Origin of the sequence: Agrobacterium sp. NPDC090273, assembly GCF_044772305.1 — a bacterium.
Lineage (GTDB): Bacteria > Pseudomonadota > Alphaproteobacteria > Rhizobiales > Rhizobiaceae > Agrobacterium.
This window is the reverse complement of sequence record NZ_JBIVYN010000001.1, coordinates 579,751-606,293: the sequence shown is the minus strand read 5'-3', so window position 1 is coordinate 606,293 and position 26,543 is coordinate 579,751. Positions and strand designations below refer to the sequence as shown.

At 59.9% G+C, this 26,543-nt stretch carries 29 protein-coding genes and 1 pseudogene; 20 read left to right on the top strand and 10 right to left on the bottom strand.

Annotation, left to right across the window (positions count from 1 at the left end; all coding sequences use genetic code 11):
- Positions 1–7: 7 nt before the first annotated feature.
- Complete coding sequence (locus ACIQT8_RS02945; RefSeq protein WP_262525905.1) at positions 8–397, top strand: hypothetical protein; 390 nt, start codon at positions 8–10, stop codon at positions 395–397.
- A gap of 48 nt (positions 398–445) precedes the next feature.
- On the opposite strand, the gene ACIQT8_RS02940 is transcribed toward ACIQT8_RS02945, so the two are convergent.
- A complete protein-coding gene (locus tag ACIQT8_RS02940; RefSeq protein WP_400963229.1) occupies positions 446–1,618 on the bottom strand; it encodes an MFS transporter in 1,173 nt (390 codons plus the stop codon).
- Between the two features lie 88 nt (positions 1,619–1,706).
- Here ACIQT8_RS02940 and ACIQT8_RS02935 point away from each other — a divergent pair, with 88 nt between their 5' ends.
- The 3 genes from ACIQT8_RS02935 to ACIQT8_RS02925 all read left to right on the top strand — a co-directional run bounded on the left by ACIQT8_RS02935 (position 1,707) and on the right by ACIQT8_RS02925 (position 4,489).
- Positions 1,707–2,204, top strand: coding sequence for an Lrp/AsnC family transcriptional regulator (locus ACIQT8_RS02935; RefSeq protein ID WP_400963226.1), 498 nt, complete (start codon positions 1,707–1,709; stop codon positions 2,202–2,204).
- Between the two features lie 84 nt (positions 2,205–2,288).
- A complete protein-coding gene (locus ACIQT8_RS02930) occupies positions 2,289–2,780 on the top strand; it encodes an AAA family ATPase (RefSeq protein ID WP_400963224.1) in 492 nt (163 codons plus the stop codon).
- 107 nt (positions 2,781–2,887) lie between these two features.
- Positions 2,888–4,489 (top strand): EAL domain-containing protein, encoded by a 1,602-nt coding sequence (locus ACIQT8_RS02925; protein WP_400963221.1) that lies wholly within the window; start codon positions 2,888–2,890, stop codon positions 4,487–4,489.
- Between the two features lie 5 nt (positions 4,490–4,494).
- On the opposite strand, the gene ACIQT8_RS02920 is transcribed toward ACIQT8_RS02925, so the two are convergent.
- The gene (locus tag ACIQT8_RS02920) at positions 4,495–5,376 is read right to left on the bottom strand and encodes a LysR family transcriptional regulator (RefSeq protein ID WP_178340822.1); all 882 of its coding nucleotides are present in this window, start codon (positions 5,374–5,376) and stop codon (positions 4,495–4,497) included.
- A 157-nt stretch (positions 5,377–5,533) separates the two neighbouring features.
- Here ACIQT8_RS02920 and ACIQT8_RS02915 point away from each other — a divergent pair, with 157 nt between their 5' ends.
- The 5 genes and pseudogenes from ACIQT8_RS02915 (at position 5,534) to ACIQT8_RS02895 (ending at position 9,520) form a co-directional block, all read left to right on the top strand.
- Positions 5,534–6,187 (top strand): hydrolase, encoded by a 654-nt coding sequence (locus tag ACIQT8_RS02915; RefSeq protein ID WP_138792432.1) that lies wholly within the window; start codon positions 5,534–5,536, stop codon positions 6,185–6,187.
- Between the two features lie 152 nt (positions 6,188–6,339).
- Positions 6,340–7,077 carry an SDR family oxidoreductase gene (locus ACIQT8_RS02910; RefSeq protein WP_400963217.1) on the top strand — a complete coding sequence of 246 codons (738 nt, stop codon included), beginning with the start codon at positions 6,340–6,342 and terminating at the stop codon, positions 7,075–7,077.
- Between the two features lie 76 nt (positions 7,078–7,153).
- Positions 7,154–7,810 carry a DapH/DapD/GlmU-related protein gene (locus ACIQT8_RS02905; protein ID WP_400964356.1) on the top strand — a complete coding sequence of 219 codons (657 nt, stop codon included), beginning with the start codon at positions 7,154–7,156 and terminating at the stop codon, positions 7,808–7,810.
- Positions 7,811–7,858: 48 nt separating this feature from the next.
- Positions 7,859–9,064 (top strand): MFS transporter, encoded by a 1,206-nt coding sequence (locus tag ACIQT8_RS02900; protein ID WP_400963214.1) that lies wholly within the window; start codon positions 7,859–7,861, stop codon positions 9,062–9,064.
- Between the two features lie 19 nt (positions 9,065–9,083).
- Positions 9,084–9,520: pseudogene (locus ACIQT8_RS02895) on the top strand (acetyltransferase).
- 81 nt (positions 9,521–9,601) lie between these two features.
- Here ACIQT8_RS02895 and ACIQT8_RS02890 read toward each other — a convergent pair.
- Complete coding sequence (locus tag ACIQT8_RS02890) at positions 9,602–9,943, bottom strand: hypothetical protein (RefSeq protein ID WP_400963211.1); 342 nt, start codon at positions 9,941–9,943, stop codon at positions 9,602–9,604.
- 264 nt (positions 9,944–10,207) lie between these two features.
- A complete protein-coding gene (locus ACIQT8_RS02885; RefSeq protein WP_400963208.1) occupies positions 10,208–10,549 on the bottom strand; it encodes a hypothetical protein in 342 nt (113 codons plus the stop codon).
- Positions 10,550–10,812: 263 nt separating this feature from the next.
- On the opposite strand from ACIQT8_RS02885, the gene ACIQT8_RS02880 reads away from it, so the two are divergent.
- Positions 10,813–11,544 carry a class I SAM-dependent methyltransferase gene (locus tag ACIQT8_RS02880; protein WP_400963205.1) on the top strand — a complete coding sequence of 244 codons (732 nt, stop codon included), beginning with the start codon at positions 10,813–10,815 and terminating at the stop codon, positions 11,542–11,544.
- 47 nt (positions 11,545–11,591) lie between these two features.
- Positions 11,592–11,978: a DUF4440 domain-containing protein gene (locus ACIQT8_RS02875; RefSeq protein WP_400963202.1), complete on the top strand. Its 387-nt coding sequence runs from the start codon at positions 11,592–11,594 to the stop codon at positions 11,976–11,978.
- 6 nt (positions 11,979–11,984) lie between these two features.
- Here ACIQT8_RS02875 and nikR read toward each other — a convergent pair whose 3' ends face one another.
- Positions 11,985–12,383 (bottom strand): nickel-responsive transcriptional regulator NikR, encoded by a 399-nt coding sequence (gene nikR / locus ACIQT8_RS02870; RefSeq protein WP_400963199.1) that lies wholly within the window; start codon positions 12,381–12,383, stop codon positions 11,985–11,987.
- Positions 12,384–12,551: 168 nt separating this feature from the next.
- Between nikR and nikA the strand changes: the two genes are divergently transcribed.
- From nikA to ACIQT8_RS02830, 8 genes are all read left to right on the top strand, one after another.
- Entirely contained in the window at positions 12,552–14,132 is a 1,581-nt protein-coding gene (gene nikA / locus ACIQT8_RS02865; protein ID WP_400963196.1) for a nickel ABC transporter substrate-binding protein, read from the top strand.
- A gap of 1 nt (position 14,133) precedes the next feature.
- Positions 14,134–15,078: a nickel ABC transporter permease subunit NikB gene (gene nikB, locus ACIQT8_RS02860; RefSeq protein ID WP_400963194.1), complete on the top strand. Its 945-nt coding sequence runs from the start codon at positions 14,134–14,136 to the stop codon at positions 15,076–15,078.
- Positions 15,075–15,944 (top strand): nickel ABC transporter permease subunit NikC, encoded by an 870-nt coding sequence (gene nikC, locus ACIQT8_RS02855; protein ID WP_400963191.1) that lies wholly within the window; start codon positions 15,075–15,077, stop codon positions 15,942–15,944. Before nikB ends, nikC begins: the two co-directional genes overlap by 4 nt.
- A complete protein-coding gene (gene nikD / locus ACIQT8_RS02850; RefSeq protein WP_400963188.1) occupies positions 15,941–16,729 on the top strand; it encodes a nickel import ATP-binding protein NikD in 789 nt (262 codons plus the stop codon). The genes nikC and nikD overlap by 4 nt, the downstream gene beginning before the upstream one ends.
- The gene (gene nikE / locus ACIQT8_RS02845) at positions 16,726–17,511 is read left to right on the top strand and encodes a nickel import ATP-binding protein NikE (RefSeq protein WP_400963185.1); all 786 of its coding nucleotides are present in this window, start codon (positions 16,726–16,728) and stop codon (positions 17,509–17,511) included. Before nikD ends, nikE begins: the two co-directional genes overlap by 4 nt.
- A gap of 114 nt (positions 17,512–17,625) precedes the next feature.
- Positions 17,626–18,813, top strand: a complete 1,188-nt coding sequence (locus ACIQT8_RS02840; protein ID WP_400963182.1) for a hypothetical protein — start codon at positions 17,626–17,628, stop codon at positions 18,811–18,813.
- 41 nt (positions 18,814–18,854) lie between these two features.
- Entirely contained in the window at positions 18,855–19,886 is a 1,032-nt protein-coding gene (locus tag ACIQT8_RS02835; protein WP_400963180.1) for a hypothetical protein, read from the top strand.
- 132 nt (positions 19,887–20,018) lie between these two features.
- Entirely contained in the window at positions 20,019–20,681 is a 663-nt protein-coding gene (locus tag ACIQT8_RS02830; RefSeq protein ID WP_400963178.1) for a LysE family translocator, read from the top strand.
- 58 nt (positions 20,682–20,739) lie between these two features.
- Here ACIQT8_RS02830 and ACIQT8_RS02825 read toward each other — a convergent pair whose 3' ends face one another.
- Positions 20,740–21,735 (bottom strand): zinc-dependent alcohol dehydrogenase family protein, encoded by a 996-nt coding sequence (locus tag ACIQT8_RS02825; protein WP_400963175.1) that lies wholly within the window; start codon positions 21,733–21,735, stop codon positions 20,740–20,742.
- 138 nt (positions 21,736–21,873) lie between these two features.
- Between ACIQT8_RS02825 and ACIQT8_RS02820 the strand changes: the two genes are divergently transcribed.
- Positions 21,874–22,269, top strand: a complete 396-nt coding sequence (locus ACIQT8_RS02820; RefSeq protein ID WP_262525925.1) for a helix-turn-helix domain-containing protein — start codon at positions 21,874–21,876, stop codon at positions 22,267–22,269.
- Between the two features lie 7 nt (positions 22,270–22,276).
- On the opposite strand, the gene ACIQT8_RS02815 is transcribed toward ACIQT8_RS02820, so the two are convergent.
- The 4 genes from ACIQT8_RS02815 to ACIQT8_RS02800 form a co-directional block, all read right to left on the bottom strand.
- Positions 22,277–22,789 (bottom strand): GrpB family protein, encoded by a 513-nt coding sequence (locus tag ACIQT8_RS02815; RefSeq protein WP_400963171.1) that lies wholly within the window; start codon positions 22,787–22,789, stop codon positions 22,277–22,279.
- A 64-nt stretch (positions 22,790–22,853) separates the two neighbouring features.
- A complete protein-coding gene (locus ACIQT8_RS02810; protein ID WP_400963168.1) occupies positions 22,854–24,011 on the bottom strand; it encodes a M20 aminoacylase family protein in 1,158 nt (385 codons plus the stop codon).
- Positions 24,008–25,258: a Zn-dependent hydrolase gene (locus ACIQT8_RS02805; protein ID WP_400963165.1), complete on the bottom strand. Its 1,251-nt coding sequence runs from the start codon at positions 25,256–25,258 to the stop codon at positions 24,008–24,010. The genes ACIQT8_RS02810 and ACIQT8_RS02805 overlap by 4 nt, the downstream gene beginning before the upstream one ends.
- A complete protein-coding gene (locus ACIQT8_RS02800; protein WP_400963162.1) occupies positions 25,258–26,457 on the bottom strand; it encodes a diaminopropionate ammonia-lyase in 1,200 nt (399 codons plus the stop codon). Before ACIQT8_RS02800 ends, ACIQT8_RS02805 begins: the two co-directional genes overlap by 1 nt.
- Positions 26,458–26,543 lie beyond the last annotated feature (86 nt).

The following is a 26,543-nucleotide window of genomic DNA, read 5'->3' as shown; positions in this document are numbered from 1 at the left end:
CATTGATATGACCAGCCAGACCAGAACCATGCTGATGGCATCGGCTCTCGTGCTGACACTTGCCGGAGCGGCCGATGCGCAGGGCGTGAACCGCAGCCGATATGTCGATGGTGACTATGAAGCGACCGGCCAATATGGCGGCCAGCCGTCTTTCGTGACCGTGCGTGTCACCCTGCAAAACGACATCATCACCGCCGTCACGGTCACACCGCATGCCTATGTCCCAAGGTCGCTGGAACTGCAGCGCGCCTTTGCGGCGGCAGTGCCCGATGTCGTGGTTGGCAGGCGCATCGATCAGGTCAAGGTCGGCAAGCTGGCGGGGTCCAGCGGCACGCCGAAAGGCTTCAACGCGGCTCTCAGGCAGATCAGGGATCAGGCGGCGCGCAAAGCCGGATAAGGCAACGGCCGGTCGAAACCGGCCGCCACACATGTTCGGCGAAAGGTGTTATTCCGCCGCCGCCCGGGCATATTCCGCATCGGCTCCAAGCCGTGCGATGAAGGCCAGAGCCAGCGCGATGAGCGACAGAATGGCGCCTGCCCAGTTTGGTGAGGCAAGACCGAAACCGGCCGCAATGGTGGCGCCGCCCGCCCAGGCACCAAGTGCGTTACCGAGATTGAACATGCCGATATTGACCGAAGCGGCGATGGTTGGCGCACCGGCGGCATTGGCGCGGTCCATGACCAGCTTCTGGATCGGCGAAACCGTGGCAAAACCGAAGGCCGCCATGAGGAAGACCGAGGCCGAGGCGACCACGGCATTTTCAACGCCGGCCCAGAACACCATCAGGATGGCGGCCTGTGCGGCAAGCGTCACGAACAGCGTACCGAACAGCGAGCGGTCGGCAAAACGCCCGCCTACCCAGTTGCCGACGGCAAGGCCAAGACCGAAGAGAACCATCAGTCGCGCCACACCGGCTTCCGAAAAACCACCCTCCTCGATCATCATCGGCGCGATATAGGTGATCGAGGTGAAGAAGGCCGCCGGGCCGAAAACGGTGATGCCCATGGCCAGCAACACCTGCGGATCGGTGAAGGCACGCAGTTCACGGCGCAGGGCAATGGCCTTGCCCGCCTTGATCTGCGGCACCAGCAAAGCAACGCTGACAATGGTGACAACGCCGATGGCGGCCGAAAGCCAGAACACCAGCCGCCAGTCATAGACCTGTGCCAGCCATGTCGCGGCGGGAACGCCGACGAGATTGGCCATCGTCAGGCCGGAGAACATGAAGGCGATCGCACGCGCCTGCCGGTCAGGGGCCACCAGCGAGGCGGCGATGATGGAACCGATGCCGAAGAACGCACCGTGGTTGAAGGAGGTGATGATGCGCCCCGTCAGCGCAATCGACAGGGTCGGCGCAATGGCGGTGATGACATTGCCAAGCGTGAAGATGACCGCAAGACCGATCAGCATCGTCTTTCTGGGCACTTTCGCCCCCAGCACGGTCAGAACAGGTGCGCCGACAAACACACCCAGCGCATAGGTGGTGGCCATGAGACCGGCCGTCGGTATGTCGACGCCGAACTCCTGGGCGATCTGCGGCAGGATGCCGGCGACGACGAATTCGGTCAATCCGATACCGAAAGCGCCGACGGCCAGCGCGAGAAGAGCCAAGGGCATGATGAAACTCCAGATAGGCGGTTGTCTTCCGAATAAAATTCGGCGTTAATGGCCATATGGTGGAATGAAATTCGGAGGTAAAGCCGAAATGGCAGCTGAAGTTGAAGAAAAAGATACGGTTCGGCAAACACGCCATCACCCTGCCGATATCGATGCGACAGACCGAAAAATATTAGGCGTGCTCGCCGAGGATGCCTCCGCCAGCTACGCCGAACTCAGCAAGATCGTGAATCTCTCCGCCCCCGCCGTGCACGAACGCGTCAAGCGTCTGAAGCGCGATGGCGTCATCAAGGGCACGGTTGCCCAGCTTGACGGCTGCAAGCTTGGCCGCTCGCTGCTGACCTTTCTGGTGATCGATACCAGCAGCTACAGCGCAACGCGCGAATTGCTGAAATTCACCAAACGGCCCGAGGTCGAAGAACTGCATACCGTGGCGGGCGATGGCTGCGTGCTGGTCAAGGTGCGGGCTGTCGACACGGAATCGCTCGAAAACTTCCTGATGGAAATTCAAAGCCTCGAAGGGGTGCGCTCCGTGCGCAGTTACATCGCCCTTTCAACCTTTCTGGAGCGTGGCCCTTACCCCTGAACGGCAGACATCACGGCGTCACGGGCTCATGGCGTCATGGCGTCATGGCGTCGAAGATGGAACGGGGTTGATCGGGAGGGTGACATGCTGATTATTCTGGGCGGCCTGCCCGGTTCGGGAAAAAGCACCATCGCGCAGGCGCTCGCCGCACGCATCGGCGCCTGTTACCTCAGGGTCGATACGCTGGAACAGGCAATCCGTTCGTGCCTGCCGGACGGATGCGATGTCGGACCGGCCGGCTACATCGGCCTTTACCGGCTGGCGGCGGACAATCTGCGGCTCGGCCGGACCGTGATTGTAGACTCCGTCAATGCAACGGAGATCACCCGCAAGGCCTTCAGGCAGGTGGCGACGGAGAACGACCGCCGATACATCGAGATTGAAATCCGCTGCTCGGATGCGACCACCCATCGTCACCGCGCAGAGACCCGCCCTTCGACCATAGAAGGCCTGACACCGCCCACATGGGCGGCAATCGAGGCGCGCAGCTTCGAACCGTGGTCGACTGACCTCAGCCTCGACACATTTCGCCTGTCGGTCGAAGACAGTGTGACTGAGATCATGGCTTTGCTCTGATGGATTGTCCCCGTGAGAATTACCACCGCAATTGTAAGGTTCTGACAACCTTGAACGTTTAAGTTGAACATCATTGCTTGTGATGCCCGGCGCTCAAGGAAGCCAAGATGCGGCGAAACATTGTTTTGACGATTGCATTCGGATTGGCAATTTGCGCCGGGGCTTTGCCGCTGCTCGCCGCAGTCTACATTTCACGCGAACGGGCCTTTGCGCTGGAACGACGGCACCTTGCCGATTATGCCGACTGGACCGTGCAGCGCGGCGACCTCAACATTGCCCGCGCCCGCGCCGTGCTCAAGGTGCTTGCAGCGGAAAATCGCCAGTCCTGCACACCCGACGATATTGCCCGGCTGCAGAAACTGACGACCGACGCACTCTCCGTCGATGAGATTGCCGTGACGAACAACGGACAACTCGTCTGCGACACCTGGGGGATGGCCCGCACCGAGGCAACGCTGTTCGAGGACAGCATCGCGCTTTCCGAAGGTTATGAACTGCGCCTCAATGGCGGCGGTCTCTCGGACCCGGTCGATGGCATGATCGTGGTAAGCCAAGGCAATTACCACGCGCTTCTGAAACGCGAACGGCTGGTTGATGTGCTGCACGACACGCCCATGCTGCTCGGCATCGCTTCGCTGGATGGCCAGCCGATTGCACTGTCCGGCGCAGCCGATCCGCAGCTTGTCTCGCGTCTGGTCAGCCAGGAAATCAGCGGCTTCAATGACAGGCAGGTCTTTTCCTCCCGTCGCGGCAAGGACTTTGCCGCCTTCGCCATTTCCAACCGCAGCGTCGTGGACTGGCGCACCGACGCCGAACTCTGGAAGATGATCCCGGTTGGCATCGGCATATCGCTCGGCCTCATCGCGTTGATTGCCTGGGTGTCGCGGCAGCGATTGTCACTGGCCGGTGAACTGGCGATCGGTATTCGTCGCAAGGAATTCGTCGCCCATTACCAGCCGATCATCGATCTCGCGACCGGCCGCTGCATCGGGGCCGAAGCCCTGATCCGCTGGCAGCGCCCGGATGGCTCTTCTGTCCGGCCCGATCTTTTCATTCCCGTTGCCGAGCAGAACGGCATGATCGGCCAGATCACCGAAATCATGGTGCGCAACGTGCTTGAAACCATGAAGGATGCGCTTGCCGAACACCGCGACATGCACGTCGCCATCAACATATCGCCACAGGATGTGGAGGACGGCCGGTTCCTGACCCAGATCGACGATCAGCTCCGGACCATGAAGGTCCAGACATCGCAGATCTGGCTGGAGGTGACGGAGCGCGGCTTCATTCAGGCAGATGCCGCCAGCGCCACGCTGACCAGAGCCCGCGACGCCGGACATGTGATTGCCATCGACGATTTCGGAACCGGCTATTCCAGCCTGTCGATGTTGCAGAGCCTGCCGGTGACGGTGCTCAAGATCGACAAGTCCTTCATCGATGCCCTCGGTCGCAATGCCGCCACCAGCCTCGTCACACCGCACATCATCGAGATGGCGCACAGCCTGAAACTCAAGATGGTCGCAGAAGGCATCGAAACCGCCGAACAGGAAGCGGTTCTGCACAAGGCCGGGGTGCAATATGGGCAAGGCTGGCTCTATTCGAAGGCCCTGCCCTTTGAGCAATTCATGGCGTTCTACGAGCGGCGCAACGCCGATATCAAGGGCGGCGCCAAGATCATCCGCCCTGTCCACTTCAGCCATTCACGTTAAGGCCGTCAGCCCGCACTGCGCGTGTGCTCGAAACAGTCGATCAGCATTTCGGTCAGCACCCGGACCTTTCTGGAAGGGTGCTGCCCCGGCGGGCGGATGACATAGATGCCGGCCGGCGGCGGCGGATAGCGGGTCATGACCGGAACCAGCGCACCGGAGGCGATGTGTTCGCCGGTAATACCATCCGGCAACCAGCCGATGCCGAGACCAGCCAGCGCCGCCGCGGTTAGCGCCACGGCATTGTCGGCCTTGAACCGGCCGCGCGGATAGACCGTGATCGTCTTCTCTCCATCCAGAAACTGCCAGGCTTCCGTGCCCTGCATCAGCGCCTGATGATCGACAATTTCGGCCGGTGTCTTCGGCTCTCCATGTTTCCTGACATAGTCTGGGCTGGCGACCAGCTTGCCGTAAAGCGGGCCGACACGTCTGGCAATCAGGTTGGAATCCGCAAGATATCCGACGCGAATGGCGCAATCGAAACCCTCTGCGATCAGATCGACAAAGCGATCGCTGTAGGATGTGTGCACATTGAGTTGCGGATGACGCTGCGCCATCTGCGCAAGCACCGGGGCAAAATGCGTCGGGCCGAAGGAAAGAGGCACGGCAATGCGCAGGCGCCCGCAAAGCTCTCCCGCCGGCAGGATGGTTTCCCTGGCTTCATCGATTTCGGCGCAGGCTCTGGCCGCATGATCGCGAAAGGTGATCCCGGCCTCGGTCAAGGCGGCACCCCGTGTCGTGCGGGCCAGAAGCTGGATGCCGAGTTCCGCCTCCAGCCGGATCAGCCGGCGGCTGACAATCGATTTCGACAGGTTGAGCCGCCGTGCGGCCGGTGAAACACCGCCGGCTTCGGCAACTTCCACGAATGTCCTGAGGTCTTCGATATCCATCTGGCGTTCCGGTTTGCGCGACACAGCTTGCCGCAAGTCAGCACTATCGTAGCGAAAAACGCAATGACAGTGTTCGCGCCACAGGCTGCGCCGCTGTCAGCGCAACCCTGTCGGCAAACGAACATCACACCCAAAACGACAGCAAGAGGATGCATTCATGACCTTTCGTAACGGCCTTGCTTCACTCCTTCGCCCCGAAGATTCGGTTCTGGTTCTGATCGACCATCAACCCTACCAGCTTGCCAACCTGAACAGCCACGAGCCGCAGATGGTGGTCAACAACGCGACGGCGCTGGCAAAAGCCGCAAAGGTGTTCGGCGTCCCCACCATTCTGACCAGCGTGATCGCCGATCGCGGCGGCCTGATCTTCCCGCAGATCACCGATGTCTTTCCGGGTCAGGAGGTGATCGACCGTACCTTCATCAACACCTGGCAGGATCAGACCGTGGTGGATGCCGTCAAGGCAACCGGACGCAAGCAGCTCATCATCGCCGGTCTGTGGACAGAGATCTGCGTTGCCATGCCGACGATCCAGGCCCTTGGCGAAGGCTGGGATGTGACGGTGATTACCGATGCCTCGGGCAGCGTGTCCGTCGAAGCCCACGAACTTGCGATCCAGCGCATGATCGCCGCCGGTGCCAACATGATGACGTGGCTGGCACTGGCCGCCGAATGGCAGCGCGACTGGGCCCGCACCGAACATGCCGCGGAACTGACGGATATCCTGAAGCACCACGCGGCAGGCAGCGGCATCGCCTATCTCTGGGAGCAGCAGCTGCTCAACACCCCGGTCCCGACCACGGCTGGCTGATCATCGGCGCGGGGGTGGAGACCCCATCCCCGACGCCGGTTGCCGCATCGTCTTCTGGCAGAACTGCGTCATCATCGATCATTGCGCCGGCTGCATTGCCGGGCGTAGAACAGGCCCGTTTCAGAACGAAATGTGCATAAGGAGATCGAACCATGAGCAGATTCAGCGGCAAACGCATCTTGATCACCGGTGGCACAAGCGGCATGGGACTGGTTGGCGCAAGGCGCATCATTGCCGAAGGCGGAACAGTGCTTCTGACCGGCCTGAACGAACAGCGCCTGAAAGCCGCAGAGCGGGAATTCGCCGACAAGGCCGTGGTGTTCCGCAACGACGCCGCCGAACCGACTGCAACAGCCCTTGCCGAAACCGTGGCCTCGGCCGGTCCGCTGGACGGGCTGTGGCTGAACGCCGCCTTCGCGACCCTTGGCCTGCCGGAAGAGATTGATGCCGAAGGCTTCGACGCCATGATGGCGACCAATGTGCGCGGCCCGATGCTGCAGCTTGCAGCACTTTCGCCGCATCTCGTCTCCGGCGCATCGGTTCTGCTCACCTCTTCCAGCTCGACCTATGAAGGGGCGGCCGCAACCGCGCTCTATGCGGCAACCAAGGGTGCGGTCGTCGCCATGGCCCGCTCCTGGGCGTCGGCGCTGGCGCCGCGCGGCATCCGGGTCAACACACTGGTCCCCGGCCCGATCGAAACCAACTTCCGCAGCTTCCTGCCGGATGAAGCACGGCAGGGTTTTGAGGATTTCGTCGTCAATCAGGTTCCGCTCGGCCGGGCTGGCAGCGCAGATGAAGCGGCCGCCGTTGCCCTGTTCCTGCTTTCATCCGAAGCATCCTATGTCACCGGCAGCCAGTATGCCGTCGATGGCGGCCTCATCATGCAGTGAGTGTCGCACCATCGTCATCCGCCTGGTTTAGTCGACGCCCTATCGAGACCTCCCAGGACAGGACTGCATCGTGACGATGACGACATCGCCGGACGAGACGAACGCTCGGCCGGCTCCCAAACTTGCCGAAACCTTCATCCACCCGACTGTGGGACTGCGTGAGGTCGACATCGGCAAACACTGCGAAATCCTCGAGGCCACAAGGGTCGAATATTCGACGCTCGGGGATTTCAGCTATCTCGGTGAAAACTGCATGGTGGCCGATGCGCGGATCGGCAAATTCTGCGCCATTGCCGCATCGGTCAGGATCGGTGCACCGAACCATCCCATGCAGCGCCCCTCCCTGCACCGCTTCACCTATTGCACCGATTATTACTCGAGCGATGTCGGCCGCGATCACGCGTTTTTCGAAGATCGAAGACGCGCCATCGTCACCATCGGCAACGATGTGTGGATCGGCCACGGCGTCATCGTGCTGCCGGGCGTGACGGTTGGCGACGGCGCCGTTCTCGCCGCCGGTGCGGTCGTCTCACGCGATGTCGCGCCCTACACCATTGTTGGCGGCGTGCCCGCCCGCCTCATCCGCGAGCGCTTTTCCCGCGAGATTGCCGGGCGGCTGGCGCGGCTGGCATGGTGGGACAGGCCGCAGGACGAGATCGTGGCGCGCGCTGGCGAATTTCGTACCGACGACATCGAAGAATTCTGCCGCCTCTGGGAGACGGATGGCGATTGACCGGGAATAAACGGCGATCTATCCCGCTCCTCAAGCCGGGGGCCAGCCATGACATTTCTTTTCAGCAGAACAGCCGCGACATCGACACCGATCCCGCAAACCGTCTGGCTGCTCGGGCTCGTCAGCCTTCTGATGGATATATCATCCGAGATGGTGCAGACATTGCTGCCGTTTTACCTGGTGTCAGGGCTTGGCGCGTCCGCAATCACCGTCGGCTTCATCGAGGGCATCTCAGTGGCGATCGCCACTGTGACAAAGCTGTTTTCCGGCGTCATTGCCGACTGGACTCGCAACAGAAAGATGCTGGCCGTGATCGGATACGGGCTGGGCGCGGTCTCGAAGCTCGTCTTTCCGCTGGCAACCTCGGTTGATGCGGTGATTGCCGCCAAGGCCGTGGATCGGGTTGGCAAGGGCATACGCGGCACGCCGCGCGATGCGCTGATTGCCGATGTCACGCCACCGGAAATTCGCGGTGCGGCCTTCGGCCTGAGAAAATCACTCGATACGGTTGGCGGTTTTGTCGGCCCATTGGCGGCCATCGGGCTGATGTTTGCGCTGAGCGGCAATGTCTCGCTCATCTTCTGGATCGCTGTCATCCCGGCTTTCCTTTCCGTCCTTGTGCTGATGTTCGGCGTGAGCGAACCCGACCAGCCACCACGCAAGGCAAGCCCGGCTCCAAGGATCGGCGAGATGATGCGACTGAGCCGCGCGACATGGCTCGTCATCCTCGCCGCCTCCGCCCTCACCTTCGTCCGTTTCAGCGAGGCGTTCCTGCTGTTGAAATCGCAGGAGGCTGGTTTCCAGCCCGCCTGGATACCGATCACCATGGTCATCATGCACGCCGTTTATGGCCTGACCGCCTACCCGACCGGACGCCTTTCGGATATCATCGGGCCGAACGGGCTGCTTGCCGCAAGCGTTGCCGTCCTGGCCGCCGCTTATGCCGTGCTGGCGCTTTCGACCTCGATCCCCGTCTTCCTCCTCGGCATTGTTCTCTGGGGTCTTCACATGGGGCTCTCGCAAGGTCTTCTTGCCACGCTGATTGCCCAATCCGCCCCGGCGCATCTCAAGGGCACATCCTTTGGCGCCTTCAACCTGATGACCGGCTTCACCGTGCTGATCGGCAATGTCTTTGCCGGTTTCCTCTGGGAATTCTACGGCTCCGCCACCGCCTTCACCACGGGCGCGGTCCTGTCGCTCTGTGCTTTGCCGGTGCTGCTGCTCGTGTCGAAAAAATCCACGGCGCAAGCGTGAACTGGTATAGGCGTAGATCATGATCAGCATTCGACCAGCACGCCCCGGCGAGGGCGACCGCATCATGGATATCTGGAGAAGCGCGGTTGATGCCACGCATGGCTACCTGCTGCCCGAAGACCGTATCGCCCTCGATGAAATGCTCTGCGGTTTCCTGCCGCAGGCACCGCTCTGGCTCGCGGTCGATGCGGCCGATCATCCTCTCGCCTTCATGCTGATCGACAGCGCCATATGGAAGCGCTGTTCGTCGATCCGCGTCACAGCGGTAACGGCATTGGCGCCGCACTCGTCCGCCACGGCCTCTCGCTTCATCCTGATATGACAACAGACGTCAACGAGCAGAACGATCAGGCCATTGGCTTCTATAAGAAAATGGGATTTCGTGAAACGGGCCGCTCACCCCTCGACGGACAAGGCAGGCCTTACCCGCTCATTCATCTGGCTTATGTGAACTGAGCCAATTGCGCTTCGGACAGAGGCCAAGATTTCTAAGGGCCTCGGGAGGACTGGCGACGCATAGAGCGCCGCCATCATTCGTCACGAGGTGCAGAAATTCACACCGTTCTTCACAAAGAGCTCCCACTTTGGTCCCAAAGTCTGCTTTGCTGAGAGCGCTTGCGATGCTCCCGGCTCTCCATCGCGGAACATGCGTATCGCAAACGATTGATCATAAGATCCGCTAACGATTGTTGGTCCCGGCTGATAAACAGTGGTAGCGCTGTACGTACCATAGTTGCCGTACATGTTTGCTGTGCCGTACGTGTTGTAGTGGCCAGGAAGCTGAGTAACACTGACGTTATCCGACGAACCTGCACCCGTAATGATATAGCGATCAAATCCGGCTTTAATTGTTTCTATAGCAGCCTGTTTTTCGGCCACCCTCGCAGCACCCGTACTCCCACACATCGGTTCTGCGCTGGTCTTGATGATGGCCGTGTTCTGAGATGTCCTTACGACGCTCGAACTCGTGCAGCCTGACACCACAACAGTGCAAGCCAGAATTAGTACAGCATTTGATTTCAATTGTAGCCCCCAAGTCATTCCCCACTGACTAGAGTACACATTGTCAACTAACGAGCAAGCTCATGAAAAGAAAATCGAAATATATCAACATCAAAAGCCCACGCCCGTGACCGGCAATTACTACTGATGCTGTGAGCTCACCTCTTTCGCTTCGCACTCGGCGTAAGCTTGAACCTCGTCTGCATAATTGGATGCCACCTTCGCGACCGCGTAAGCTTCATCAACGTAAGTCTGCAGATTGTCTACATAACGTTCAATTTCACGTTTATAGCTGTCAATCTCCCATTGGTCGCAGGTGTGACTTCCTGAGAATTTGTAGGACGACAAACAGTAGGGCACATCCGGCTTGTTGAAGCTACCTGGAGCCGTGGGAGTTGTAAGACGAGCATAAGGTTCCGAGCAAAACGCAAATGCTTGTCCCGGCACGAGAAAAGCGAAAAGAACCAACAGTTTGAGTTTCATTCGAGCCCCCTGAATACCTCTTCCAGAGCAGTATCCTACCCTACATCAAATGCAAGCAGCGGAGTGTGCATGCTGGGATCGACACCAGACTGGAATGCGCTGTCGCCCGCATCATGACGCAACCTTCACCGAAGTGAGCGATGCTCGTCCACGTCTTTGACGCCTCTGGCGAAGCAGCTATCATGTGCCGCCGTCATCGGGCGGCCAGGTATGTCACTTTCAGGTGACGGCCTGTCATGGCAGTGCGGATGCGAGGTTCGATCATGGCGCAGAACATTTACGACAACGCGGCGTTTTTTGCCGGTTACAGCCAGCTTCCGCGCCAAGTGCAGGGTCTGGATGGTGCGCCGGAATGGCCGGCCATTCGCGCCATGCTGCCGTCATTGACCGGCAAACGCGTCGTCGACCTCGGTTGCGGTTTCGGCTGGGCCTCGCGCTGGATGCATGAGCAGGGCGCGGCCTCGGTGCTTGGCATCGACCTCTCTGAAAACATGATCGAGCGGGCACGCGCCGACACGCCCTACCCTGCAATCGACTATCAAAGAGCCGATCTCGAAACGCTTGAATTGCCGAAGGCGTCGTTCGATCTCGCCTACAGTGCGCTCGCCTTCCACTATGTCAGCGATTTTGAGCGCCTCGTTCGCATGGTTCATGCCGCACTCGTTTCAGGCGGCGATTTCGTCTTCACCATCGAACATCCGATTTTCATGGCCGCCGACAAGCCGCAATGGATATCCGGTGACGACGGACGAAAGACCTGGCCGGTCAACGGCTATTCGATCGAGGGAGAGCGGCGCACCGACTGGTTCGCCAAAGGCGTTCTCAAATACCATCGCACGATGGCAACGACGCTGAACAGCCTTGTTACCAATGGCTTCACCATCCGCGAAATCAGGGAATTCGCCCCGACGGCGGACCAGATCAGGCAGTTTCCTTCACTGGCGGAAGAACTTGAGCGCCCGATGATGCTGCTGGTCGCGGCACATCGCCCCTGACGGACACCCCGCCCCACACCTCCCATTCCATGCCAGCCGGAGCTGCAATGTCGTTTGATGCGAATGATATCGAGATGTTTTTCTCTCTGGAAACCAGCCTGCACCGCCCTAAGGTCAGATCGTCGCCGCAGGCGGTCTCCGATCTGCTGGCCGATGACTTCGTCGAGTTCGGCAAGTCCGGCCGCGTCTACGACAAGCAGATCACCATCGAGGCGCTGGCGCAGGAAGAGGTATCGGTGTCGACACCACCGCTAGGGGTCGCCGACTTTACCGCAAAACCACTGTCAGAAGATGTGGTGCTGGTCACCTACAAGAGCATCCGCCCGCTGGCGGAGGACCAGCAGAGCAACGAGGCGCTGAGAAGTTCCATCTGGAAACGCGTTGATGGTCGCTGGCAGATGATCTTCCATCAGGGAACGCCAGTTCCCCGCTGATCGCCTTCAGAGCGGCAGCACCGCCAGCGTGCCGTGGGTGACATGGCGCTCGGCCTTCACATGGTCGGCAAAGTGGCGCACGTCTTCCGTCTTACCCTTGAGGATGCTGACTTCGAGACACCGATCGTGGTCGAGATGCACATGCATGCTGGCCACTGAAATATCGTGGTGGTCGTGATGGGTATTGGTGAGCTTGCGGGAAAGATCGCGGGCGTGATGGTCGTAGGTATAGCTCAAAACGCCAACGCAACGGTCCATCTGACCATCCTCGAGGGATGCCTGCTGCAGACCCGCACGGGCGAGATCGCGCAGCGCTTCCGAACGGTTCTGATACCCCCTCGCCTCGATCATCCTGTCCAGCTCAGCCATCAGCTCGTCGTCGATGGTGATCGTAATCCGCTGCATGCGCTTTCCTTCCTGAGATGACCGGTCACCCTGCCGTTCTCGCCTTCAAAACAGCCATTGTCCAGCCGCCAGCTACGCTATTTGACGTATGTGCGTATTGACGAATTGCCGAGTATGAGATTTTTGAAAAAACAACATACTCAGACATCCTGCCATAAAGGTATTGCCATGTTCAGCCACAGATTTCGAGGGCTCGCCATCGCCCTTTCCGTTGCGACGGTTGCATTCGCATCCGCTGCTCAGGCAGATCCGAAACTGAACTTTTCATGGCCGATGAATGTCGGGCCGCTCAACCCGCATCTTTATTCGCCCAACCAGATGTTTGCGCAGAACATGGTTTATGAGCCGCTGGTTCGCTACAGGGCCGATGGCACCGTCGGGCCGTGGCTGGCGTCATCGTGGGAAACTTCGGCCGACGGCAGAACCTATCTCTTTACGCTGCGCGACGAGGTAAAATTCTCCAATGGCGAGGTGTTCGATGCCGCCGCCGTCAAGGCCAATATCGATGCCGTGCTGCAAAACCGCACACGCCATGGGTGGCTGGAGCTTGCCAACCAGATTGTCTCGGCCGATGTCGTTGACGCCCGCCGGGTGCGCATCAGCCTGAAAGACGCCTATTATCCGCTGTTGCAGGAACTGGCCCTGCCACGCCCCTTCCGCTTCGTGGCACCCTCGCAGTTCAGGAACGGCGGCACGGCGGATGGCATCGCAGCTCCCATTGGTACCGGTCCGTGGATGCTGACGGAAACAAGGCTGGGGGAAAGCGATGTCTTCACCCGAAACGACAGATACTGGGGTGACAAACCCGTCTACGAGCAGGTCACGGTCAAGGTCATTCCCGACCCCAATACCCGCGCCATTGCATTCGAAACCGGCGAGATAGACCTGATCTACGGAACGGACGGGCCGATCTCTCCCGATACCTATGAGCGCTTCGCCAGAATGGGCACCTACAAGGCGGAGCTATCCGCGCCGCTGGAAACCCGCGTGCTGGCCATCAACACAAATCACGGGACGACCAGAGACCTCGCCGTCCGCAAGGCGATCAACCATGCGGTCGACAAGGACACGATGATCGCCACCGTACTCTACGGCACACAGAAACGCGCCGACACCCTGTTTGCCGACAACGTGCCCTACGCCAATGTCGGCCTGAAACCCTATACGTTCGACCGCGCACTCGCCGCAAAAATACTGGATGAGGCCGGCTGGCTGCAAAAAACAGAAGGCGGCATCCGCGAAAAGAATGGAGAGCCGCTGACGGTTGAACTCTGCTTCGTCGGTACGGACGCCATCAGCAAGTCGATGGCTGAAATCGTTCAGGCGGATCTGCGCAAGGTCGGCATCGATGTCACGCTGACCGGAGAGGAAGAAAGCAGCGTCTATGCCCGCCAGCGCGATGGCCGGTTCGGCATCATCTTCAACCGCACCTGGGGTGCGCCCTACGATCCACACGCCTTCGTCAGTTCCATGCGGGTGCCCTCGCATGCCGACTATCAGGCGCAGCTTGGCCTTCCCGACAAGGCCGAGATCGACGCGAAGATCGGCCAAGTGCTTGTCTCCACCGATGAAACGAAACGGCAGGCGCTTTACAAGGATATTCTGACGCGCCTGCACGAAGAGGCCGTCTATCTGCCGCTGACCTATGTGACGGCGATTGCCGTGGCAAAACCGGAAATCGGCAAGATCACCTTTGGCGCGATGTCGAGCGAAATCCCTTTCGAGAAACTTGCCCCCGGGACCAACTGACATGCTTGCATTCATTGCCCGCCGGGTGCTCCTGCTGGTGCCGATGCTGCTTGGCGCTTCGCTGGTCATTTTCCTGATGCTGCGGCTTGGGCCGAGCGATCCGGCCATGGACTACCTTCGTCTGTCCAAGGTGCCGCCGACTGCCGAGGCGCTGCAGGATGCCCGCCAGATGCTCGGCCTCGACCGGCCGCTAGCCACGCAATATCTTGACTGGCTGGGCAAGGCCGTGCGCGGCGATTTCGGCATATCCTTTGCCACCCAGCGGCCTGTCCTGCCGGACCTTCTCTATTTTCTGCCAGCAACGCTGCAACTGGCGGGGCTGGCTTTGCTGCTGACGCTTGGCCTCTCCATCCCTCTTGGCATGTGGGCGGCGCGCCACCGGGAAGGCTGGCAGGATCAGGTTGTCAGGACCGTTGCCTTTCTGGGCGTATCCATGCCGAACTTCTGGCTGGGCTTTCTGCTGGTGCTGGTGTTTTCCATCAAGCTTGGCTGGCTGCCGCCGATGGGACGCGGCGATTTTGCGCATCTCGTCATGCCCGCCATTGCCATCGCCTTCATGTTGCTGTCGATCAATGCGCGGCTGCTGCGGGCCAGCATGCTGGAGGTCGCAGGGCAACGCCACGTTCGTTACGCGCGCCTTCGCGGCCTGTCGGAACGCACCGTCGAACGCTCTCATGTGCTGCGCAACGCCTGGCTTCCGGTCATCACCGCAACCGGTATGCATATCGGTGAACTGATTGGCGGCACGCTGGTGATTGAAAGCATTTTTGGCTGGCCAGGTGTTGGCCGATACGCCGTCTCGGCCATCATGAACCGCGATTACCCCGTCATCCAGTGCTTCACGCTCGTCATGGTCACCATCTTCGTTGTCTGTAATCTGATCGTCGATATCGTCTATGCCTGGGCCGACCCGCGCATTCGCCTGTCTGCGGAGGGCGCGGAATGACCGATCTCGCCACCAATCCCAGCCGCAGCAAATGGTCGTTCCTGATGCCCCGCCGCTGGTCGCTGCGGCTTGCCTGCCTCATCATCGCGCTGCTCATTCTTGCCGCCATCGCCGGACCGTGGATTACCCCCTACCATCCCGACGAGGTGGAGTTGGTGCGGCGGCTGCAATCTCCCGGCTTTGCGCACTGGCTGGGTACCGATCATCTCGGCCGCGACATTCTCTCGCGGCTGATTGCCGGTGTCCGGGTCTCACTCGGTTCCGTTGCCATTACACTGGCGTTGATACTGATGCTTGGCGTGGTGATCGGCGGCGCGGCAGGTTTTCTCGGCGGGCGGGCCGATCAGCTCATCATGCGCGTGACCGATGTGTTCCTGACCTTTCCCACGCTGGTGCTGGCGCTGTTCATGGTCGGCATGCTCGGCACGGGTCTCACCAATGTCATTCTGGCTATCGCGCTGTCGCACTGGGCCTGGTATGCGCGCATCGTGCGCGGCATCGTCATGTCGCTAAGACATCGGGAATTCCTGCTGGCGGCGCGAATGAGTGGCGCGGGGCCAATCCGCACCTTCGTGGAACATCTGCTGCCCGCCACCTTTTCGCAGCTTGTCGTTCTGGCGACACTCGATATCGGCCATATCATGCTACATGTTTCGGGCCTCTCCTTCCTCGGCCTTGGCGTGACGCCGCCCACCGCCGAATGGGGCGTGATGATCAGCGATGCCCGCCAGTTCGTCTGGACGGCGCCAACATTGATCCTCTGGCCGGGACTGGCGCTGTTTCTCAGCGTCATGGCCTTCAACATTTTCGGAGACGCCCTTCGAGATCGTCTCGACCCACACATCAAGGCGGAGCACAGCCATTGACCGGCAAGACCCTGGCCATCGAAGGCCTGACCGCGACGACCACATTCGACGGAAGCACACGCCACCTCGTCAACGACCTGTCGCTGACCATTCAACAGGGGCGCATTCTGGCACTGGTCGGTGCCAGCGGATCGGGCAAATCCATGACCTGTTCAGCCGCTCTTGGCGTATTGCCGCCCGGCGTGGTGGTGGCCAAGGGCCGCATCACGATTGACGGGGCGGCACAGCACGCCGCAGCGCTGCGCGGCCGCCACGTTGCGACCATCATGCAAAACCCGCGCAGCGCCTTCAACCCGGTCCGCACCATGCGCGACCACGCGATTGAAACCCTGAAGGCAACAGGCAAACATGGCGCCGATGCAAAAGATCGCATTGAGGATGCGATGCGCGCTGCCGGTCTGGACGAGGTGAAAAACACTCTCGGCCTGCACGCCTTCGAGATGAGCGGCGGCATGTTGCAGCGAATGATGATTGCGCTGGCATTGCTGAGCGAGGCGTCTTTCCTCTTTGCCGATGAACCGACGACAGATCTCGACCTCGTCGTACAGCTCCGCGTCCTCGACCTTCTGGAGCGGCTGGTAACAGAGCGAAATCTCGGCATCCTGCTCGTCACGCACGATATGGGTGTCGTGGCAAGACTGGCCCATGATGTTGCCGTTCTCGATCATGGCCGCCTGGTGGAACAGGCGCCGGTCATGGAGATTTTTCACCGCCCCCGACATGAGGTGACGCGTATGCTGGTCGCCGCGCATCTGTCGCTTTACGGTATGGAACTGACCGCATGAGCCTTCTTGCCGCCATCGATATCGACAAGAGCTACCAGACCCAGTCTCTGGTGGGTAAGAGCCGCCGCAAGACGGTTCTCGAAAAGGTCTCGCTGACCATTGCCGAGGGCGAGACTGTGGCGCTTCTTGGCCGCAGCGGCTGCGGCAAGAGCACGCTGGCCCGTCTGCTGGTGGGCCTGGAACAACCAGATGCGGGACAGGTGCTGTTTCGCGGCAAGCCGGTACCGGCGCTCGACCGTGCCGAAAGCCGGAACTTCCGGCGTGAGGTTCAGCTGATCTTCCAGGATTCACCGAGCGCGGTGAACGCCCGTTTCAGCATTCGCGCCATCATTGCCGAGCCATTGCGGCACCTGACGACGCTGAGGGAGGCCCAGCGCGAAACGCGTGTGCGGGAACTGCTGCGGATGGTGGAACTGCCAGCCGACATTGCCGGACGTCTGCCGGCTCAGCTCAGTGGAGGACAACTACAGCGTGTCTGCATTGCCCGTGCGCTGGCCGTAAACCCCAGACTGATTATTCTCGACGAGGCCGTCTCCAATCTCGACATCCATCTGCAGGCTTCCGCGCTCGCGCTGCTGGCACGGCTGCAACGCGAAAGCGGTATCGCCTATCTGTTCGTGACGCATGATCTGAGACTGGTGAAACGCTTTGCTTCGCGCTGCCTTGTCATGGATGAAGGACGCATCGTCGAGGAGATCGGATCAGCCGGATTCGACCATGTCAGCCACCCGGCATCCAGGCTTCTGCACCAGGCCGTATTGCCACCATTGCCGGTTCGATAAAGCGGAATCGACACAACAGGAAACCCCTGAACAGCACAACTTTACCGACATCACCCTCCCGCTTGCGCGCGATCAAAATGAGCGCTACCACAATCATGAATTGAGGGGCGGGACATGGAATCAATCGCGTATGACGTGCTGCAGATGGGGGCGTGGCAGACGCTCTTTTTAGTTTGGGGTATTGTGAGCGTCTCCGGCCTGTTGGCGGGCGCCCTGATACAGCTTCCCTGGAAAATGGGGCGATCTGCATACGTCCTGTCTAACGGATTTTCGTCGTTTCTGGTCGGGCTGACTTCCGTTTTGTCGTTAGCGGTGCCACATGCATCGGAAAACGGCTACCTCTCGCTCATCGTCGCCGCTTACTATGGATCTCTCATACCCATTGGTGCCTTTCTTGGCATCACTGCGGCGGCTCGATCACTCGATGCATATGGAACACGCAACAGATATATCTTGTCGTTCATTCCTGTCGCCAATCTTTTTCTCCTGTTTGCCAAGCCTAAAAACCGCACCAGAACAAGCGGCATGAAAGCGACTGGCATCATCCTGCTCAGCTTCATTCTTGCGATGGCGGGACAGTCCGTATCGATGCGTGTCAAGGACACGATTGTGAAAAGAAACACGACCGAGACAGCCTCTGAGGACAATGAACAGAGCCGCATCGCCGAACGCTACATCCAGCTCATTTCCTCCCGGTCCGACAACTTTCCAGAAGCTCCGGTGAAGGCGACCAAGGTCGCGGTCAAAGCTGACACCAAAACCCTGATCCAGGTTTTGCAGATCGAGGCCCCCGATGAACAGCAGGCTCTACTTATCCGCGATGGCAGCATGTACGCGCTCTGCAACGCGGAAAACTTGAAGACGCTGTATTCATCAGGCGCAGCCGCAATGTTCAGCTATCAGGACAAGGCGGGAAAAACTCTCGATACGGTGACAGCCAGCACCTCACTCTGTGAGATATGGAACACCGCGGTCGATGACGGAATGACAGCGATTGCAGCATCTGAAAAAACACCGGTAAAAATGGACGAAGTGTCGACCCTCATCCGAATGTCCTACGCCGATAAAACCCTCACCCGCTACATCACACTGAGCATCGCCTGGCCCGACGGGGTAGAGGCAGAGATCATAAGCGGCGAGTGTCAATTACCGCTATTCCAGGTGAACGTGGGTTTAACGCTTCGGAACGTCTACCTTACGGAGACAGGCGCACCGCTCGCTGCGATTTCCGCCGACTGGGATACCTGTCAGGCTCTAAGCAACCCGGAGCGGCCCACACAGCCAATCGACGATCCTTTATGAGATCCAGGCGATGATCGGATGACGGCTGGCAGCAAGAGCTGATGCTTGTCCCTTATTTGAAAAAGTTATTATCACAGCCCTTAATTGAAAGAAAAAGGCATGGACACAATCGCGGCTGCGCTGGGATGGAGCATGCTGACGACAACAGGACTTTGATCGACGTAAAAGTCATAGGCAGAACCCTTATCCGCACGATTAAAATTCACGGCGATGCTGAAGCGGATACCGATCTGCTCACAGCCTACGAAACCCACGATGCCTGTAACTCACCGGAGGTCGAAGAGGTTTTCGATTGGACCGGAATTGCCGAAACCCGTTACTGGGACAAGAACGACCAGCCCATCGCAAACGTGACGTTGACGCGGTCTTCGTGTGAGGTCTGGAACAAGAACAGAGTTGAAGCGACGGCAGCAAAAGCGGATCGAAAGTCGCTTGAACGGAGAATTACCGCCGCGCAGACGACAGGACGTTCCCTCGCCCACAGACAGGCGATGCAAATCGTATCCGATATGAACCTGAAGCCTCCGATGAACATGGGACCTGGGCTTACGCTTACAGCGGTAAAAGCAGAATCTGACGCCGTTCTGCTTGTGATAAGCGCAACGGGCAACAAGGGAAAACCCGAGGAAACGAAGCTCCGCGAAATCTACACACGCTGCACCGACCCGGCCATCCGGAGAGATTTCTTTGACAGGGGCGTCAGCATATTGAGCCGTTACCACAATCGTGACGACAACACTGTTCTGAATGTGCGGATCAACCCGGCTCAATGTCAGACCCTGGACGAACAGATCGACGCCTATATCGCAGGTCTGGCGAAGGTGAACTTTCTGGAAGGAGTTGAATATACGTATCATCCACCGCGGTACACGAACAAAAACTATATATTATATCTCTTCATGCCTGGCCCGATTTCCGCCGGGTTTGATGCCGATGCGAAAAAACGAATGTGCAGCGCGCCTCATTTCCAGACAGCCCTTCGTCTCGGCGTGACGATCTGGGCAATCATCATCCGCAATAGCAACGAACCGTCGAAACAACTCTACGTGGACCGCGCCACCTGCGGCGTTTGAAAAATCGAGGGAACGGTCACATCAGAAATATCCACCGCTGTTGACCAATTCAGCGACAAAGATCCCCGATGCTGCCTTTTCAAAACGGCGTGTGTTAAGACGTCTGAAGTCGATCTTCTACCGTGATTGCCAATGCCCGACGCTTCCACTTTTCTGACCTTTCTCATAGCACTCGCCGTTCTCGAAATAACGCCGGGGCCTGACATGATGCTGGTGATAGCACGTGGCGTTGGCCAAGGGCGCAAGATCGCATTGCTGACAGTTGTCGGCATGATATTCGTTGCCGGTATTGTCCAGGTAAGTTTGCTGGTGTTGGGTCTGGCATCGCTCGTGGCGGCCTATCCGTCCGCCCTCACCGCGCTCCAATGGGCCGGCGCGGCATATCTGATCTACCTTGGTGCCAAAATGGTCTGGGCGAGCTTTGGGCCACAGTCCGAAGCACGGCTGAAAGCAAAACCGGTTTCCGGTTGGAAGGCCGTGCGCGAAGGCACGCTCAACAGCCTGACAAACCCGAAATCGCTGCTTTTCATGTTCACCTTCCTGCCGCTGTTTGTCGATCCGGGCGCAGGCCCTGTCTGGCTGCAGTTGCTGGTTCTGGGATCGATACAGAAACTGGTCGGCATCGTTTCTCTGGGTGGTGTGGCGATCGCCTCCGGCAGTGTCGGCCAATTCCTGCATCGTTGGCCAAGATTGCTGGCCTGGCAGGAACGTTTCACCGGCATCATCCTGCTGGGCCTCGGTATCAGGCTGCTGCTTTCCGGCAGCCCCTCACCCGCACCGGCGCCAGCGCGATAGTGCGGTCCTCCCGCCAACCTCCGGAGGCTGACGGGAGAGCGGTTAAATCGATCCGTGGTCAGGACGACAGCGAAACGACGATCTTGCCGATCTGCGCATTGCTTTCCAGAAAACGTGTCGCATCCTGAATATCGTCAAACGCGAAGCTACGAGAAATCAGCGGTTTCAGCGCCCCGGTTCGCAGCCCCTCATTGATGAAGGTCTTCGCCCGCATCAGGATCGCATCGTCCGAAACGATCTCCGTGTAGAGGTAACCCTTCAACGTCAGGCTTTTGCCGAGCACGGCGAACTGCGGAAACGGTCCTTCGTCAGGGCTGAGGGCGCCATATTCCAGCAGGATACCGCCAACGGACATGCATTCGGCAAGCTCGGCGATGGCGGGGCCGCCGATCGGATCGAAGACCACGCGGGCGCCTTTACCGGCCGTGATGTCGCTGACACGCGCCGGCAGATCCTCTTCCGCCGTGGCGATGACGTGATGCGCGCCGGCATCGAGCAGAGCCTGCGCCTTGGCGCTGGTCCGCGTTGTGGCAATCACGACAGCGCCAACGCCGCGGGCAATCTGGAATGCCGCGATGCCGACGCTGCTCGATGCGGCCGAGACGATGACGAACTCGCCCGCCGACAATTTCGCCTGTTCGATCAAGGCTCCCCATGCCGTCACATATTGCATCCACGATGCGGCGGCCTGTTCGAAGGACAGATTTTCCGGATGCCTGACGACGTGCCGGGCCGGAACGTTGATGACCTCCCCATACGTGCCCCACCGCGCCATATCGAGTGTGGGGATGACGCTGACCGCATCCCCCTCTGCAAAACCGGAAACATGCCTGCCAAACGCCTTCACCGTACCGGCGGCTTCATAACCGAGCCTTGAGGGAAATTCGGCCTGTTGCAGATAGGCGTTTTTGCGAAACATCACCTCGGCGCGGTTGAGGCCAATGGCCTTCACATCAATCTGCACCTCGTCAGGTGCTGGTGCTGGAACCTCGATATCGTCGATCCGAAGCACCTCCGGCTCGCCGTATTCGTGAAACCGTACAACTCTCGTCATGCTGCTTACTCCTTGCATCTTTCGCGCCCGGCCTTAGGAGCGGCGGGAACGGTCAGATGCAATTGGCAACTGGATGCAGAAATGAAAATACGGTAATCGAATGCATATAGTGCCCAAAAGTATACCGCCTGCGAGGTCATGATGAACAAGGACAGGAATTACGACGAGGTGCCCGGCTGCACCATGTACGCGGCCCTGAACCTGATCAGCGGCAAGTGGAAAGGCATGATCCTGTATCACCTGCTCAAGGGAACCCTGCGCTTTAACGCGCTGAAACGAGAGCTTGGCGACTGTTCGCAACGCCTTCTGATCAAGCAGCTTCGTGAGCTGGAAGATGACGGCCTTGTTGAACGCAAGGTCTTCGCGGTCATACCGCCGAGGGTCGATTATTCGATCACCGAAGAAGGCAGAACACTCGCCCCGATCCTGCTGGGTCTGCGCGACTGGGGGCATGGCTGGCTCACCCGCCGCAACCTCGTTGCCCGCGACGACCATCTGCAAGCCGTGAAGCCCGAGACCAGCCCCTCTGCCTGACCGGACGTCATGGGGAACTGTTCTCGAGGCCGCTGACAATCCCGGCGATGAAAGCGGTTTTTTCCGAGGTGTAGCGGTCGCCATCATAGGGAAAACGGGCAGCAAGCCGGGTTTTCAAGGCCGCATAGGCGGCAGCCGTCTGCGGATTTTGGCGCAGGTGGTTTCGAAACAGCATGCGGGCCTGATGGGTCCGGTTTTCGGGTGGGCAGAGATAGACCCTGAGCTGCGGCGAGGAATCTCTGTCGAGGAAGGCCCAGATATCATCAGCATGGCGATTGCCACGCGGCTCGAACCCGGCCTCAACAAGCACCGCGCTCGCATCGGCAATGTCACCGGGGCCTGACACGGTCACATCGATATCGATAACAGGCTTTGCCGAAAGTCCGGGAATGGCGGTGCTGCCGATATGATCAATCGCCACGACCCGGCCGCCGAGCATGGCCCGCAACCGCGCTGCGGCGCGTTCGAAATGCCGCGGCCAGTCCGGATCATATGCAACGATTTCAACCAAGGTCGGCATGGAAAACCCCTGAAAACACCGCCGTCCGTTTGGACAGGCTTTGTCTGCGGAGATCAAGCCATTTTCAGCCCTGTCGCAACCGCCGCTCAACGATGCCGACATGGAAGTTGGCGCCGTGGATCAGGCCGTCGTCGTTGAAATCGTAGCTGGCATTATGCAGCGGCGCGGAATTTTTGCCGTTGCCGAGAAAGACAAAGCAGCCCGGCACCTTATCCAGAAAACGGGCGAAATCTTCCGAGCCGGTCATCGGTTTGTCGGCGATATCGACATTCTCGCTGCCATAGAGATCCTCAGCCAGCGACAGCACCTCGCCGGCAAGCGCCGCATCGTTGACCAGCGGCACGAACTCGCGGCTGTAGGCCACCTCTGCGGTGACATTGTAGGTCAGCGCCGTTCCCTCGGCGATGGTGCGCATCTGCTGTTCGATGCGCGCGCTGACCCTGGGGTCGAAGCTTCTGGCATCGCCCAGAATGCGCGCCAGACCGGGAAGCGCGTTGCGCGTGCCATCGGTAATCAGTTCGGTGACGGAGACCACGCCGATATCGGCCGGATCGATGCGGCGCGACACGATGGTCTGCAGGTTGGTGACAAGCGCGCAGGCCGCCACCAGAACCTCGTTGCCCCAATGCGGACGGGCCGCATGACCGCCAACACCTGACAGCGTGATTTCGAAATTGTCCTCCGCCGACATGATGGCGCCGGGCCTGGTTTGCAGCAGACCGACGGGAAGACCGGGCATGTTGTGAATGCCGTAGATTTCATCGAAGGGAAACCGCTGAAACAGCCCGTCATCGATCATCGCCAGAGCGCCCCGCCCCCATTCCTCGGCCGGCTGGAAGAGGAAGCGCACGGTGCCGTCAAAATCGCCCTCTTCCGCCAGGTGTCTGGCCGCACCCAAGAGCATGGCGGTGTGGCCATCATGCCCGCAGGCATGCATGACACCGGGGTTGCGCGATCTGTAAGAATTGTCGGCGTGTTCGGTAATGCGCAGCGCATCCATATCGGCCCGCAGCGCAATGGAGCGGTTGCCCGTGCCGCGTTTCAGCGTACCGACAACGCCGGTACCGCCGACCCCCTCCACCACCTCATCCAGCCCGAATTCCCTGAGCTTTGCTGCCACGAAAGCGGCTGTCGCCCGTTCCTCAAAGCCGAATTCCGGGTTGGCATGCAAGTGCTGGCGCCACTCTTTCATGGCGGCGTGAAGCGAAGAAATCCCGGTCATGGCTTTACCTTTTGCGCATCTGTCAGCGATCTGACGACATCGAGCAGCACGTTGGCACCGGCGACAAGATCGTCATCTGCGGTGAATTCCCTGGGGTTGTGGCTGATACCGCCAACGCTCGGCACGAAGATCATGGCCGAGGGGGCAATCCGCGCCATCATCTGCGCATCATGCCCTGCCCCGGATGTCATGCGCCGCGAGCGAAGTCCCCGACCGGAGACAGCCTTTTCGATCAGCGACACGATGCCGCTGTCGAACACAACAGGCTCAAAACGCGCCAGCCGCTCCACGCTTATGCTGACCTCCTCCTCCTGCTGCAGCCGCAGAAGAAAGGCAGCCAGCGCGGCCTCCTCGTCCTTCAGGCGCTGCTCATCCGGGTCACGCAGATCGACCGTGAAGGTGGCCCTGGACGGGATGACATTGATGGCGTTCGGCTCAAAGGCCATGGTGCCGACAGTGGCAACCATGGGCGTGTTGGAGGCGGCGGCCCGCTCCCGCAGAAAGGTGATGACGCGGGCAGCGGCAAGCCCGGCATCGCGGCGCATGGACATCGGCGTCGTGCCGGCATGGTTGGCATCGCCTTCAATAACGACCTTCTGCCAGGAAATGCCCTGCAGGTTTTCCACCGCGCCAATCGGCAGCCCCTCGCGCTCCAGGACCGGCCCCTGCTCGATATGCAGTTCGATATAGGTTTCCGGCTTCAGGAAACCGGGCTCATGCGGACCGGCATAACCGATGCGGGCAAGCTCATCTCCAAGGATTGCGCCATCCGTGCCAATGGTTGCCAGCGCCTCCTCGATGCCGAGACCGCCGGCATGAACGAGCGAACCCAGCATGTCAGGTGCGAAACGAACACCTTCCTCATTGGTAAAGGCCGCAACGACCACAGGCATGGCAGGCACAAAGCCGTTTTCCGCAAGCGACTGGATAACCTCAAGCCCCGCCAGCACGCCGTAGCAGCCATCATAAATACCGGCATTGATGACCGTATCGATATGCGATCCCAACATCAGAGGTTGGGCGTCATGTCCGGCCTCTGGCCGCCAGATGCCGAAGATGTTGCCGATACGATCGATGGCCACCTCAAGACCGGCCTCGCGCAGCCAGGCGACGAACTGGTCGCGCCCGGCCTTTTCGCTGTCTGTCGCGGCAAGGCGAATGAGGCGGCCTTCCTGATCCCGGCCGATATCGCCAAGCTGTCTCAACCGGCCAAGCAGCCGCTGGCGATCAATGGATATGCCGCTCATCAAGCCTTCTCCTCCGCGAGAACCGTGTCCGGCGACTGGCCGACAATCTCCTGATAGCGCAACGGATCAGTCGCGCCTTCGGTGTTGACCAGCAACACGCGGGACGCATCGTTCAGACCGAGCGCCGCCTTGATGGCGGGATCTTGCGCAGCCTTGATGAGACCAGCAAGACCGACGCCGCCGCTTTCTCCCGAGACGATGGCGGGATCACCGGGCAACGGACTGGCAAGCGAGCGCATGACGGCGATGGCGTCTTCCTCATCGACAGTCATGAAGGCATCGGCCACCCGCGAAAGAATGCGCCATGCAACAAGCGAGGGCTCGTAGCACTCCAGCATGGCCATGACGGTGGGTTCGCCATGCGGAATGACAACCGCATGCCCCGCCTTGGCCGACGCGTAGAGGCAGGCCGCGCGGGCGGGATCAACCACCGTGAACACCGGCCGCCTGTCGCCAAACAGCACCGCCATATGCCCGGCCACCGCCGCCGCAATGCCGCCGACGCCGGACTGGATGAAGATGTGGGTGGGTGGTTCGGCAAGCGCGGCAAGCGCCTCGGTGACGATGGCGGTGTAACCCTGCATCACCAGACCGGGAATACGCTCGTATCCCGGCCAGGAGGTATCGGACACGATCGTCCAGCCGCGCTCTTCGGCAACACGGGCGGCGTGCCGCACGGAATCGTCGTAATTGCCCTCAACGCGGATCATCTCCGCCCCGAAACGGGCAATCGCCGCAACGCGCTCATCGCTGACACCGGAATGCACGAAGATTGCCGCGCTGGCGCCCACCAGTTGCGCGCCCTGGGCAACCGAGCGACCGTGGTTTCCATCCGTGGCGCAGGCAAAGGTCATGGTTTTGGCAATGGCCAGAACCTCGCCGCTATCCAGTTCGGCAATATCGACCGCGCGCCCCAGCCGCCGCGAGGCTTCTTCCAGCACCAGCCGGATCACGGCATAGGAACCGCCCAGCGCCTTGAAACTCTTCAGGCCCAGACGATGCCCCTCATCCTTGATATGGATGGCCCCGACACCAAGCTTTGCGGCAAGCGCCGGGAGTGACACCAGTGGTGTGGCAGCATGACCCACCCGGTAAGACAGGAAACGCGACACCTCGCTTGCCGCCGCACGGCCAAGCGTCTCCGCATCCGTTACATCCAGCGCGGCGCCATAAACAGGGTTTTCATTTCGAAGAAACATCGCCATCTCCAATCTCGGTTGAAGAAAACATATTGCATTCAACACGATATTTGCGCTGATATCTTGGCGCTTATTTGCAATTTTGT

What these genes read in the sequence shown, in the direction of transcription:
- nikA (WP_400963196.1), top strand. Translation starts at nt 12,552, where the DNA reads ATGTTCAGCCACAGATTTCGAGGGCTCGCCATCGCCCTTTCCGTTGCG.
- ACIQT8_RS02930 (WP_400963224.1), top strand. Translation starts at nt 2,289, where the DNA reads ATGCTGATTATTCTGGGCGGCCTGCCCGGTTCGGGAAAAAGCACCATC.
- ACIQT8_RS02935 (WP_400963226.1), top strand. Translation starts at nt 1,707, where the DNA reads ATGGCAGCTGAAGTTGAAGAAAAAGATACGGTTCGGCAAACACGCCAT.
- ACIQT8_RS02810 (WP_400963168.1), bottom strand. Translation starts at nt 24,011, where the DNA reads ATGACCGGGATTTCTTCGCTTCACGCCGCCATGAAAGAGTGGCGCCAG.
- ACIQT8_RS02800 (WP_400963162.1), bottom strand. Translation starts at nt 26,457, where the DNA reads ATGTTTCTTCGAAATGAAAACCCTGTTTATGGCGCCGCGCTGGATGTA.
- ACIQT8_RS02840 (WP_400963182.1), top strand. Translation starts at nt 17,626, where the DNA reads ATGGAATCAATCGCGTATGACGTGCTGCAGATGGGGGCGTGGCAGACG.
- ACIQT8_RS02945 (WP_262525905.1), top strand. Translation starts at nt 8, where the DNA reads ATGACCAGCCAGACCAGAACCATGCTGATGGCATCGGCTCTCGTGCTG.
- ACIQT8_RS02815 (WP_400963171.1), bottom strand. Translation starts at nt 22,789, where the DNA reads ATGCCGACCTTGGTTGAAATCGTTGCATATGATCCGGACTGGCCGCGG.
- ACIQT8_RS02825 (WP_400963175.1), bottom strand. Translation starts at nt 21,735, where the DNA reads ATGACGAGAGTTGTACGGTTTCACGAATACGGCGAGCCGGAGGTGCTT.
- ACIQT8_RS02910 (WP_400963217.1), top strand. Translation starts at nt 6,340, where the DNA reads ATGAGCAGATTCAGCGGCAAACGCATCTTGATCACCGGTGGCACAAGC.
- ACIQT8_RS02880 (WP_400963205.1), top strand. Translation starts at nt 10,813, where the DNA reads ATGGCGCAGAACATTTACGACAACGCGGCGTTTTTTGCCGGTTACAGC.
- ACIQT8_RS02835 (WP_400963180.1), top strand. Translation starts at nt 18,855, where the DNA reads ATGCTTGTCCCTTATTTGAAAAAGTTATTATCACAGCCCTTAATTGAA.
- ACIQT8_RS02820 (WP_262525925.1), top strand. Translation starts at nt 21,874, where the DNA reads ATGATGAACAAGGACAGGAATTACGACGAGGTGCCCGGCTGCACCATG.
- nikR (WP_400963199.1), bottom strand. Translation starts at nt 12,383, where the DNA reads ATGCAGCGGATTACGATCACCATCGACGACGAGCTGATGGCTGAGCTG.
- ACIQT8_RS02925 (WP_400963221.1), top strand. Translation starts at nt 2,888, where the DNA reads ATGCGGCGAAACATTGTTTTGACGATTGCATTCGGATTGGCAATTTGC.
- ACIQT8_RS02905 (WP_400964356.1), top strand. Translation starts at nt 7,154, where the DNA reads ATGACGACATCGCCGGACGAGACGAACGCTCGGCCGGCTCCCAAACTT.
- nikB (WP_400963194.1), top strand. Translation starts at nt 14,134, where the DNA reads ATGCTTGCATTCATTGCCCGCCGGGTGCTCCTGCTGGTGCCGATGCTG.
- ACIQT8_RS02940 (WP_400963229.1), bottom strand. Translation starts at nt 1,618, where the DNA reads ATGCCCTTGGCTCTTCTCGCGCTGGCCGTCGGCGCTTTCGGTATCGGA.
- ACIQT8_RS02885 (WP_400963208.1), bottom strand. Translation starts at nt 10,549, where the DNA reads ATGAAACTCAAACTGTTGGTTCTTTTCGCTTTTCTCGTGCCGGGACAA.
- ACIQT8_RS02900 (WP_400963214.1), top strand. Translation starts at nt 7,859, where the DNA reads ATGACATTTCTTTTCAGCAGAACAGCCGCGACATCGACACCGATCCCG.
- ACIQT8_RS02830 (WP_400963178.1), top strand. Translation starts at nt 20,019, where the DNA reads ATGCCCGACGCTTCCACTTTTCTGACCTTTCTCATAGCACTCGCCGTT.
- ACIQT8_RS02875 (WP_400963202.1), top strand. Translation starts at nt 11,592, where the DNA reads ATGTCGTTTGATGCGAATGATATCGAGATGTTTTTCTCTCTGGAAACC.
- nikE (WP_400963185.1), top strand. Translation starts at nt 16,726, where the DNA reads ATGAGCCTTCTTGCCGCCATCGATATCGACAAGAGCTACCAGACCCAG.
- ACIQT8_RS02805 (WP_400963165.1), bottom strand. Translation starts at nt 25,258, where the DNA reads ATGAGCGGCATATCCATTGATCGCCAGCGGCTGCTTGGCCGGTTGAGA.
- ACIQT8_RS02920 (WP_178340822.1), bottom strand. Translation starts at nt 5,376, where the DNA reads ATGGATATCGAAGACCTCAGGACATTCGTGGAAGTTGCCGAAGCCGGC.
- nikC (WP_400963191.1), top strand. Translation starts at nt 15,075, where the DNA reads ATGACCGATCTCGCCACCAATCCCAGCCGCAGCAAATGGTCGTTCCTG.
- ACIQT8_RS02915 (WP_138792432.1), top strand. Translation starts at nt 5,534, where the DNA reads ATGACCTTTCGTAACGGCCTTGCTTCACTCCTTCGCCCCGAAGATTCG.